The following is an 11,639-nucleotide window of genomic DNA, read 5'->3' as shown; positions in this document are numbered from 1 at the left end:
GTGGCGCGGGGTGACCTGTCGCAGAAGATCGACGTGGACGCGCGCGGCGAGATCCTGGAGCTGAAGAACACCCTCAACACGATGGTCGACCAGCTGTCCGCCTTCGCGGAGCAGGTGACCCGGGTGGCGCGTGACGTGGGCACGGAGGGCCGCCTCGGCGGTCAGGCGCAGGTGCCCGGCGTGGCCGGTGTGTGGCGGGATCTGACCGATTCGGTGAACGGCATGGCCGGGAACCTCACCGCTCAGGTCCGTAACATCGCGCAGGTCGCCACGGCGGTGGCGCGGGGTGACCTGTCGCAGAAGATCGACGTGGACGCGCGCGGCGAGATCCTGGAGCTGAAGAACACCCTCAACACGATGGTCGACCAGCTCTCGAACTTCGCGGAGCAGGTGACCCGGGTCGCCCGCGAGGTGGGCACGGAAGGCATCCTCGGCGGTCAGGCCGAGGTGCAGGGCGTGTCCGGGACGTGGAAGGACCTCACCCAGTCCGTCAACGGCATGGCGAACAACCTGACCCTTCAGGTCCGCAACATCGCCGAGGTCACCACCGCGGTCGCGAAGGGCGACCTCTCCAAGAAGATCACCGTCGATGCCAAGGGCGAGATCCTCGAACTGGTCACGACCGTCAACACGATGGTCGACCAGCTGATGAACTTCGGTGACGAGGTGACGCGTGTCGCCCGCGAGGTGGGCACCGAGGGCATCCTCGGCGGCCAGGCGCGGGTCCGGGGTGCCACGGGCATCTGGAAGGACCTCAGCGAGAACGTCAACCTGATGGCCAACAACCTGACCAGTCAGGTGCGGAACATCTCCCGGGTCTCGTCCGCGGTGGCCAACGGCGACCTGACGAAGAAAGTCACCGTCGAGGCGCGCGGAGAGGTCGCCGAACTGGCCGACACCGTCAACACGATGGTGACGACCCTGTCGTCGTTCGCCGACGAGGTGACGCGCGTCGCCCGCGAGGTGGGCACGGAGGGCGAGCTGGGCGGCCAGGCGCGCGTCCCAGGGGTCTCCGGTACGTGGAAGGACCTCACCGAGTCCGTGAACTCGATGGCGTCCAATCTGACCGGTCAGGTGCGCCAGATCGCCACCGTCACCACCGCCATCGCCAAGGGCGATCTCACCAAGAAGATCGACATCGACGCCCGGGGCGAGATCCTGGAGCTGAAGAACACCATCAACACGATGGTCGATCAGCTGTCCTCGTTCGCCGACCAGGTGACCCGGGTGGCCCGCGAGGTGGGCACCGAGGGGCAGCTGGGCGGCCAGGCGCGGGTCCGGGACGTGGACGGTACGTGGCGCGACCTCACGGAGTCCGTGAACGAGATGGCCGGGAATCTGACCCGTCAGGTGCGCGCCATCGCGGCCGTGGCCACCGCGGTGACCCGGGGCGATCTCAATCTCAAGATCGATGTGGACGCGGCGGGCGAGATCCAGGCCCTGCAGGACAACATCAACACGATGATCGCCAACCTGCGCGACACCACGGCCACCAACAAGGAGCAGGACTGGCTCAAGGGCAACCTCGCCCGGATCTCCGGTCTGATGCAGGGGCGGCGCGATCTGGACGACGTGGCCTCGCTGATCATGAGCGAGCTGACCCCGGTCGTCTCCGCGCAGCACGGTGCCTTCTTCCTCGCGATGGCGACCGGGGACACCGACGCGCTGGGTGCGGAGGGTGACAAGGAGGGCGCGTACGAGCTCCGCATGCGCGGCAGTTACGGCTATTCGGCGGGCTCCATGCCGACGTCCTTCCGCCCCGGGGAGACGCTCATCGGCACGGCGGCCGAGGAGAAGCGGACGATTCAGGTGGACAACGTGCCACCGGGGTACCTGAAGATCTCCTCCGGTCTCGGTGAGGCGCCGCCCGCGCACGTGATCGTGCTGCCGGTGCTCTTCGAGGGAAAGGTGCTGGGCGTGATCGAACTGGCCTCGTTCCAGCCGTTCACCCATATCCAGCGGGACTTCCTCAACCAGCTGGCCGAGATGATCGCCACGAGCGTCAACACGATCAGCGTCAACACCACGACCGAGAAACTGCTGGAGCAGTCGCAGCAGCTCACCGAGCAACTGCGCGACAGGTCCCAGGAGTTGGAGAACCGACAGAAGGCCCTCCAGGCGTCCAACGCCGAACTGGAGGAGAAGGCCGAGCTGCTGGCCCAGCAGAACCGCGACATCGAGGTCAAGAACACCGAGATCGAGGAGGCGCGCCAGGTTCTGGAGGAACGCGCCGAACAGCTCGCCGTCTCCATGCGGTACAAGTCGGAGTTCCTGGCGAACATGTCCCACGAGCTGCGGACGCCGCTCAACTCGCTGCTCATTCTGGCCAAGCTCCTCGCGGACAACGCCGAGGGCAATCTGTCGCCGAAGCAGGTGGAATTCGCCGAGACGATCCACGGGGCCGGTTCCGATCTGCTTCAGCTGATCAACGACATCCTCGATCTGTCGAAGGTCGAGGCGGGCAAGATGGACGTCAGTCCGACCCGGATCGCGCTGGTGCAGCTGGTCGACTACGTGGAGGCGACGTTCCGGCCGCTCACCGCGGAAAAGGGGCTGGACTTCTCCGTACGGGTGTCGCCGGAACTTCCGGCCACGCTGCACACGGACGAACAGCGGCTGCTCCAGGTGCTGCGCAACCTGCTCTCCAACGCGGTGAAGTTCACCGACAGCGGCGCCGTCGAGCTGGTGATCCGGCACGCCGGTGCGGAGGTTCCGGACGCCATCCGTGAGCAGTTGCTGGAAGCCGGGTCCCTGCGGGACGCCGACGCCGATCTGATCGCCTTCTCGGTGACCGACACCGGAATCGGGATCGCCTCCAGCAAGATGCTGGTGATCTTCGAGGCGTTCAAGCAGGCGGACGGGACGACCAGCCGCAAGTACGGCGGCACCGGCCTCGGTCTCTCCATCAGCCGGGAGATCGCGCGGCTGCTGGGCGGGGAGATCCACGCGGCCAGCGAGCCGGGCCGCGGTTCGACGTTCACGCTGTACCTGCCGCTGCACCCGAGCGAACTCCCGCCGCAGGGTTACCCGCAGATCGGCCCGGGGCCCATCGAGGTGCACGGTGCGGCGGTCGAGAGCGGCCGGCTGCCCGAGGCGGGCCAGGGTTCCGGACAGGGCTTCCAGACGTTCGGGGAAGCTTCGGGGATGCCGGGGAACGGACCCGACCAGAGCGGTGCGGCAGGGCTGTTGAGGCGTCGGCGCAAGGCACTGGGCGGCGGGCAGCAGCCCGCGCCGCAGCCCGGGCCGGCCTCCTCGGCGGACCGGCCGTCGTCGCAGGAACCGTGGACGCTCGGCGGCCAGCAGGAGCCCGAGGCTCGCAGGACGTTCCGGTTCAGCGGCGAGAAGGTGCTGATCGTCGACGACGACATCCGCAACGTCTTCGCGCTCACCAGCGTGCTGGAACAGCACGGCCTGTCGGTGCTGTACGCGGAGAACGGGCGCGAGGGGATCGAAGTCCTGGAGCAGCACGACGAGGTGACGGTCGTCCTGATGGACATCATGATGCCGGAGATGGACGGCTACGCGACGACCTCGGCGATCCGCAGGATGCCGCAGTTCGCCGGTCTGCCGATCATCGCGCTGACGGCGAAGGCGATGAAGGGCGACCGGGAAAAGGCGATCGAGTCAGGAGCATCCGACTACGTCACCAAGCCGGTCGATCCCGACCATCTTCTGTCGGTTATGGAGGAGTGGATGCGCGCAGAGTGATCGGAGGGTGAGCCCTGATTGAGCGAATCGATCGCGATGTGTGAACTGGCTGTGTCGGAGGGAGTGTGGGAACGCGGATCCGGGGAACCTTCTGGTCCTTCGCCGCGTTTTCCCTGTGTGCACAGTGACATCGCGGTGACAGGGTGTGGTGACGGGCGGGGTGCGGCTACCATGACCGGCACAAGGACGGACGGCGTAAGGGTGCCGTCCCCTGGGGCGGCGCCCGGTGCGATTCCGGGGCGAGGAGGACGGGCCATGGTGCAGAAGGCCAAGATCCTCCTGGTCGATGACCGGCCGGAGAATCTGCTGGCGCTGGAGGCCATCCTCTCTGCGCTCGATCAGACACTGGTCCGGGCATCGTCAGGGGAGGAAGCGCTCAAAGCGCTGCTCACGGACGACTTCGCGGTGATTCTGCTGGACGTCCAGATGCCGGGCATGGACGGTTTCGAGACCGCGGCGCACATCAAGCGGCGGGAGCGGACCCGGGACATCCCGATCATCTTCCTCACCGCGATCAACCACGGCCCGCACCACACCTTCCGGGGCTATGCGGCCGGCGCGGTGGACTACATCTCGAAGCCGTTCGACCCCTGGGTGCTGCGCGCCAAGGTCTCGGTCTTCGTCGAGCTGTACATGAAGAACTGCCAGCTGCGCGAGCAGGCCGCGCTGCTGCGCCTCCAGCTGGAGGGCGGCGGGCACGTGGGCGCGAACCACGAGAAGGAACCCGCCGGACTGCTCGCCGAGCTCTCCGCACGGCTCGCGGCGGTCGAGGAGCAGGCCGAGGCCCTCTCCAAGCAGCTCGACGACGAGTCGGCGGACGCCGGAGCCGTGGCCACCGCCGCTCACCTCGAACGAAAGCTGACCGGGCTGCGCCGGGCGCTGGACGCGCTGGAGCCCGGCACAGGTGGCGGACCCGCCGCCCTCTCCTCGTAACGCTGCTGCCGGTCGTACGGCGCCTGCCCGCCGGGCCCCTTCGGGCCGGTGAGGCGTCAACTGTGCGGAGGGTGGAAGCGTTCGGCGGCTGAGGCACGGTCGGGGCTTTCCCGGCCGGTCGGCGTTCCGCCTCCGGGGGCCGGTGAGGGCGCGTCAGTTTGCGGCCGCTGTACGGCGACACGGTCGGGTGAACCGGCACGCGCACGTGTTCACTGCCGCAGACACCGGTAACCTCGGCCCCATGGCCTCACGTACGTCCGGCAAGGGTTCCCAGGGCACGGCGGGCACCGCGAAGCGCGCCGGCCGTCCCTCGGGCCCGGCGAAGAAAGCCGCGCCCGCCAAGAAGACCGCCGCGAAGAAGACAGCGCCCGCCAAGAAGGCACCCGCGAAGAAGGCGGTGGCCAAGAAGGCCGCCCCGCCGAAACCGGCGCCCTCGCCCACCGGCGGGGTGTACCGCCTGGTGCGGGCCGTCTGGCTCGGAGCCGCCCACGCCGTCGGCGCGCTGTTCCGCGGCATAGGGCGCGGCGCCAAGGGCCTCGACCCCGCTCACCGCAAGGACGGCGTGGCGCTGCTGCTGCTCGGGCTCGCGCTGATCGTCGCCGCCGGCACCTGGTCGAATCTGCGCGGACCGGTCGGCGACCTCGTCGAGATGCTCGTCACCGGAGCCTTCGGCCGGCTCGACCTTCTCGTACCGATACTGCTGGGCTGCGTCGCCGTACGACTGATCCTGTATCCCGAGAAGCCCGAGGCCAACGGCCGGATCGTCATCGGGCTCTCCGCGCTGGTCATCGGGGTGCTCGGGCAGGTCCACATCGCGTGCGGATCACCAGGACGCGAGGACGGCACCGAGGCCATGCAGGACGCGGGCGGCCTCATCGGCTGGGCCGCCTCCAAGCCGCTGATCTTCACCATGGGCGAGGTGCTCGCCGTACCGCTGCTCCTGCTCCTGACCGTCTTCGGGCTGCTGGTCGTGACGGCGACGCCGGTGAACGCGATTCCGCAGCGACTGCGGCTGCTCGGCTCCAAGCTCGGCATCATCGAGCCGGTCCACGATCCGGAGGCGCTCGACGAGGACGACGACGAGCGGTACGACGAGCAGTGGCGTGAGTCGCTGCCCGCCCGCTCCCGCCGCTCCTCCGCCCGCCGCGCCGAGGCCTCGGAGGAGTACGACCCCGACCGGGCGGAGACCGACGCGCTCTCCCGGCGCCGCAGGCCCCGCAGGCCCTCCGTGCAGCCGGCGATGAACCGGACCATGGACGCCGTCGACGTCGCGGCCGCGGCGGCCGCCGCGCTCGACGGGGCCGTGCTCAACGGCATGCCGCCCTCGCCGGTCGTCGCCGACCTCACCCAGGGCGTCTCGGCGGACCGCGAGCGCGCGGGCACCCCGGTGCCCGGCGCCAGGGAGGCGGAGCCGGCGCGGAGGCCGGGGGAGAGGGCCCCGGCGCCCTCCGGAGGCGTACCGGACCTGACCAGGCAGGTCCCGGACCGGTCGCAGTCGCAGCCCCTTCCGCCGCGCGCCGAGCAGCTCCAGCTCTCCGGCGACATCACCTACTCGCTGCCCTCGCTCGACCTGCTGGAGCGCGGCGGCCCCGGCAAGACCCGCAGCGCCGCCAACGACGCCATCGTCGCGTCCCTGACCAACGTCTTCACCGAGTTCAAGGTCGACGCGGCCGTCACCGGCTTCACCCGCGGCCCCACGGTGACGCGGTACGAGGTGGAGCTCGGGCCGGCCGTGAAGGTGGAGCGGATCACGGCGCTCGCCAAGAACATCGCGTACGCCGTCGCCAGCCCCGACGTCCGGATCATCTCCCCGATCCCGGGGAAGTCCGCCGTCGGCATCGAGATCCCCAACTCCGACCGCGAAATGGTCAACCTCGGCGACGTGCTGCGCCTCGCGGACGCGGCGGAGGACGAGCACCCGATGCTGGTCGCGCTCGGCAAGAACGTCGAGGGCGGCTACGAGATGGCCAATCTCGCGAAGATGCCGCACGTCCTGGTGGCCGGAGCCACCGGTTCCGGTAAGTCCTCCTGCATCAACTGCCTGATCACCTCGGTGATGGTGCGGGCGACGCCGGAGGACGTACGCATGGTGCTCGTCGACCCCAAGCGCGTAGAGCTGACCGCGTACGAGGGCATCCCGCACCTGATCACGCCGATCATCACCAACCCCAAGAAGGCCGCCGAAGCGCTCCAGTGGGTCGTACGCGAGATGGACCTGCGCTACGACGACCTCGCCGCGTTCGGCTACCGGCACATCGACGACTTCAACCACGCCGTGCGCACCGGGAAGCTCAAGACGCCGGAGGGCAGCGAGCGGGAGCTGTCGCCGTACCCGTACCTGCTGGTGATCGTCGACGAGCTCGCCGACCTCATGATGGTGGCCCCCCGGGACGTCGAGGACTCGATCGTCCGCATCACCCAGCTGGCCCGCGCAGCCGGTATCCATCTGGTGCTCGCCACCCAGCGCCCCTCGGTGGACGTCGTCACCGGTCTGATCAAGGCGAACGTGCCCTCCCGGCTCGCCTTCGCCACCTCGTCGCTGGCCGACAGCCGCGTCATCCTCGACCAGCCCGGAGCCGAGAAACTCATCGGAAAGGGTGACGGGCTGTTCCTGCCGATGGGGGCGAACAAGCCGACCCGTATGCAGGGCGCCTTCGTCACCGAGGACGAGGTCGCTGCGGTCGTCCAGCACTGCAAGGACCAGATGGCGCCCGTCTTCCGTGACGACGTGGTGGTCGGGACGAAGCAGAAGAAGGAGATCGACGAGGACATCGGCGACGACCTGGACCTGCTCTGCCAGGCCGCTGAACTGGTCGTCTCCACCCAGTTCGGGTCCACCTCGATGCTCCAGCGCAAGCTGCGCGTGGGGTTCGCGAAGGCCGGCCGGCTGATGGATCTGATGGAGTCGCGGAACATCGTCGGCCCCAGCGAGGGCTCCAAGGCCCGCGACGTCATGGTGAAACCGGACGAACTAGACGGCGTGCTGGCAGTGATCCGCGGAGAAACCGGTTCGTGAGGATTTCGCGGGCAACCGTTTCGCCGGGTCGTACGTCAAGTTGAGGGGAGGGACGGCAGGATGTTCCTTCCCGGGGCCGTCCGGCGAATCCGACTCTGTTCGAATCTGATGGCGTACAAAGTCCTCCCTCCCGGTTGCCCCACCCTTTCGTACCCCCCCTAGACTGAACACCCAGCAGGTGGCTCACGCTCGAAAGGCGCCCCCGTGTCCATCGGCAACTCCCCCGAAGACGACCGGCCTTCGATCGGTCGAGTGCTGCAGCAGGCTCGTATCGCCGCAGGTCTCACGGTCGAAGAGGTCAGCACGTCCACCCGGGTGCGCATCCCCATCGTGCACGCGATCGAGGAGGACGACTTCTCCCGCTGCGGCGGCGACGTGTACGCCCGCGGCCATATCCGAACGCTCGCACGTGCCGTAGGCACCGATCCGGAACCGCTGGTCTCGCAGTACGACGCCGACCACGGCGGCCGTCCCTCACCGACGGGGGCGGCACCGCTGTTCGAAGCCGAGCGGATCCGTTCCGAACCCCGGCGGCCCAACTGGACCGCGGCCATGGTCGCGGCCATCGTGGCCGTCGTCGGTTTCGTCGGCTTCACCTTCTTCAAGGGCGGTGACGAGCCGTCCACGGCCGGCCAGGTCGCCGAAGGCCCGACCTCCGACAAGATCACCCCCAAGCCCGCCTCCAGCAAGCCCGTCGACCCGAAGCCGGCCCCCTCGGACAGTGCCATCGCGGCGGCGCCCCAGGACAAGGTGACGGTCAAGCTCAGCGCGAGCCAGGGCAAGAGCTGGATCTCCGCCAAGGACCACAACGGCCGGTCCCTCTTCGACGGAACCCTCCAGCAGGGCGAGACGAAGACGTTCCAGGACAAGGAGCGCGTCGACCTCGTTCTCGGGAACGCCGGATCGATCGAACTCTTCGTCAATGGCAAGAAGGTCGAGGACCAGTTCCAGCCCGGACAGGTCGAGCGGCTCTCCTACACCAAGGGCGACCCCGAGGTCGGCTGACCTCGGGACCTTGCAGTTCGGTAGTTCGACAGTCCCCCAGTTCGACAGTCCCCCAGTTCGACAGTCCCGCAGTTCACAGGGCGGAGAGCGCCCGGCCACCGTGCCGGGCGCTCTCCGCCTTTGTCGCACCCAGCGCTTCGTCGATCCCCGCCTTGGTCACTCTCTGTAAGCGGCGAACCCTGCACGGCAGGGCCAGTGCCGGGACAAAGTAGTCTTGAGCCCATGCCCGAACGCCGTACCGTCGCCCTTGTCACTCTTGGCTGCGCCCGTAACGAGGTGGACTCGGAGGAGCTCGCAGGCCGCTTGGCAGCGGACGGCTGGGAGCTCGTCGAGGACGCCTCCGATGCCGATGTCGCCGTGGTCAACACCTGTGGATTCGTCGAGGCCGCCAAGAAGGACTCCGTCGATGCCCTGCTCGAAGCCAATGATCTGAAGGACCACGGCCGGACCCAGGCCGTCGTCGCCGTCGGCTGCATGGCCGAGCGCTACGGCAAGGACCTCGCCGAGGCCCTGCCGGAGGCCGACGGAGTCCTCGGATTCGACGACTACGCAGACATCTCCGACCGCCTCCAGACCATCCTCAACGGCGGCATCCACGCCTCCCACACCCCGCGCGACCGCCGCAAGCTGCTGCCCATCAGCCCCGCCGATCGCCAGGACGCCTCCGTGGCCCTGCCCGGCCACGCCCAGGAGGCCGCACCGGCCCCCGCCGATCTGCCGGAAGGCGTCGCGCCGGTCTCCGGTCCCCGCGCGCCCCTGCGCCGCCGGCTGGGCACCAGCCCCGTCGCCTCCGTCAAGCTCGCCTCGGGCTGCGACCGCCGCTGCTCCTTCTGCGCCATCCCGTCCTTCCGCGGCTCCTTCATCTCGCGGCGGCCCTCGGACGTCCTGGGCGAGACGCGCTGGCTGGCCGAGCAGGGCGTGAAGGAGGTCATGCTGGTCTCCGAGAACAACACCTCGTACGGCAAGGACCTCGGTGACATCCGCCTCCTGGAGACACTGCTTCCGGAGCTCGCGGACGTCGAGGGGATCGAACGCATCCGGGTCAGCTACCTGCAGCCCGCCGAGATGCGGCCCGGGCTGATCGACGTACTGACCTCCACGCCGAAGGTCGCGCCCTACTTCGACCTGTCCTTCCAGCACTCGGCCCCCGGCGTGCTGCGCGCGATGCGGCGCTTCGGTGACACCGACAGCTTCCTGGAACTCCTGCACACCATCCGGAGCAAGGCGCCGCAGGCCGGTGCGCGCTCCAACTTCATCGTGGGCTTCCCCGGCGAGACCGAGGCGGACCTGGCGGAGCTGGAACGGTTCCTCACCGGCGCGCGCCTCGACGCCATCGGCGTCTTCGGCTACTCCGACGAGGACGGCACCGAGGCGGTCGGCTACGAGAACAAGCTGGACGCCGACACGATCGCCGAGCGGCTGGCGCACATCTCGCAGCTGGCCGAGGAGCTGACCTCGCAGCGCGCCGAGGAGCGGATCGGCGAGTCTCTCCAGGTGCTGGTCGAGTCCGTCGAGCCCACCGAGGACGAGTCGCGTGCCGTGGGCAGAGCCGCCCACCAGGCGCCCGAAACGGACGGGCAGGTGCTCTTCACCGCACGCGAAGGACTCGTCCCGGGCCGTATGGTCGAGGCGAAGGTAGTGGGCACCGAAGGCGTGGACCTGGTGGCGGAGAGCTGTGAACTTGCGGAGGTAGCCAGATGACCGGAGTCCCGGCATCCGCGGCGGGTGGTTCCGGCGCGACGCCGGCCCGCGGCGGAAAACTGGGTGCTGCGGCCGTCAATCAGGCCAGCCTGTGGAACATCGCCAATCTCCTCACCATGGCTCGGCTGGTCCTGGTCCCCGGGTTCGTCGTGCTGCTGCTCCACGACGGCGGTTACGACCCGGCCTGGCGTTCCATCGCCTGGGCCGCGTTCGCCATCGCGATGATCACCGATGTGTTCGACGGGCATCTGGCCCGCAAGTACAACCTGGTCACCGACTTCGGGAAGATCGCCGACCCGATCGCCGACAAGGCGATCATGGGCGCTGCCCTGATCTGCCTGTCGTATCTCGGGGACCTGCCCTGGTGGGTCACGGGTGTGATCCTCTTCCGGGAACTCGGCATCACGCTGATGCGGTTCTGGGTGATCCGGCACGGGGTGATTCCCGCCAGCCGCGGCGGGAAGATGAAGACGCTGGCCCAGGGGACCGCGGTCGGAATGTACGTCCTGGCGCTGACCGGACCGCTGGCCACGCTGCGCTTCTGGGTGATGGCGGTCGCCGTCGTCCTGACGGTCGTCACCGGCCTGGACTATGTGCGGCAGGCCGTCGTGCTGCGGCGCCAGGGGCTGGCGGCGCAGAAGGCGTCCGAGGCCGCTGAGGCGTCCGAGGGGGCCAGGGGGCCGGAGCGGGTGTCCGGGAACCGCGGGGGCGCGGAGGCCGAGCGGTGACAGCCGCGACCCGGGTGCTGCGGCTGCTCGTCGGGCGGGGGGAGACCCTCGCCGTCGCCGAGTCGCTGACCGGCGGCCTGGTCGCGGCCGAGCTGACGTCCGTACCCGGTGCCTCGCAGGCTTTCCGAGGGTCCGTGACGGCTTACGCGACCCCCCTCAAGAGTGAAGTCCTGGGCGTGGACGCGGCGCTTCTGGCGGCGCGGGGGGCAGTGGACGGCGAAGTCGCGCGCCAGATGGCGGCAGGCGTGCGCCGGGCGCTCGGCGCAGACTGGGGAGTGGCGACCACCGGCGTCGCCGGCCCTGAACCCCAGGACGGCCAGCCGGTCGGAACGGTCTTCGTCGCAGTCTGCGGGCCCTGTGGCGCCGGGAATGTGACCGCGTTGCGGTTGAACGGCGGACGGGCGGACATCCGTAGAGAGAGCGTACGGAGCGTGCTCGAACTGCTCTCCGGCGAACTCGGCGGGTACGCGAGCGCACAGGATACGGAACAGAACGGGGGGAATTGATGTTTGCAGCCCTGAGTGAACACGACATCGCTCCCCGCACGG

General features: G+C 69.1%; 7 protein-coding genes. All 7 read left to right on the top strand.

Annotation, left to right across the window (positions count from 1 at the left end; translation table 11 throughout):
• Positions 1-3,708: HAMP domain-containing protein (locus ABTX18_RS30755; RefSeq protein WP_352126058.1), on the top strand; the 3,708-nt coding region annotated here is incomplete at its 5' end.
• A 255-nt stretch (positions 3,709-3,963) separates the two neighbouring features.
• Positions 3,964-4,641 carry a response regulator gene (locus ABTX18_RS30750; protein WP_136327917.1) on the top strand — a complete coding sequence of 226 codons (678 nt, stop codon included), beginning with the start codon at positions 3,964-3,966 and terminating at the stop codon, positions 4,639-4,641.
• 241 nt (positions 4,642-4,882) lie between these two features.
• On the top strand, positions 4,883-7,657 hold the full coding sequence (locus ABTX18_RS30745; protein WP_352126057.1) for a DNA translocase FtsK: 2,775 nt from the start codon (positions 4,883-4,885) through the stop codon (positions 7,655-7,657).
• A gap of 204 nt (positions 7,658-7,861) precedes the next feature.
• Positions 7,862-8,662, top strand: coding sequence for a helix-turn-helix domain-containing protein (locus tag ABTX18_RS30740; protein ID WP_352126056.1), 801 nt, complete (start codon positions 7,862-7,864; stop codon positions 8,660-8,662).
• Positions 8,663-8,884: 222 nt separating this feature from the next.
• Positions 8,885-10,363: a 30S ribosomal protein S12 methylthiotransferase RimO gene (gene rimO, locus ABTX18_RS30735; protein WP_352126055.1), complete on the top strand. Its 1,479-nt coding sequence runs from the start codon at positions 8,885-8,887 to the stop codon at positions 10,361-10,363.
• On the top strand, positions 10,360-11,091 hold the full coding sequence (gene pgsA / locus ABTX18_RS30730; protein ID WP_352126054.1) for a CDP-diacylglycerol--glycerol-3-phosphate 3-phosphatidyltransferase: 732 nt from the start codon (positions 10,360-10,362) through the stop codon (positions 11,089-11,091). The genes rimO and pgsA overlap by 4 nt, the downstream gene beginning before the upstream one ends.
• On the top strand, positions 11,088-11,597 hold the full coding sequence (locus tag ABTX18_RS30725; RefSeq protein WP_352126053.1) for a CinA family protein: 510 nt from the start codon (positions 11,088-11,090) through the stop codon (positions 11,595-11,597). Before pgsA ends, ABTX18_RS30725 begins: the two co-directional genes overlap by 4 nt.
• The last annotated feature ends 42 nt before the right edge of the window (positions 11,598-11,639 follow it).

It is taken from the genome of Streptomyces sp. NPDC096323 (assembly GCF_040302845.1).
GTDB lineage: Bacteria > Actinomycetota > Actinomycetes > Streptomycetales > Streptomycetaceae > Streptomyces.
This window is presented reverse-complemented; position numbering and strand designations above follow the sequence as displayed.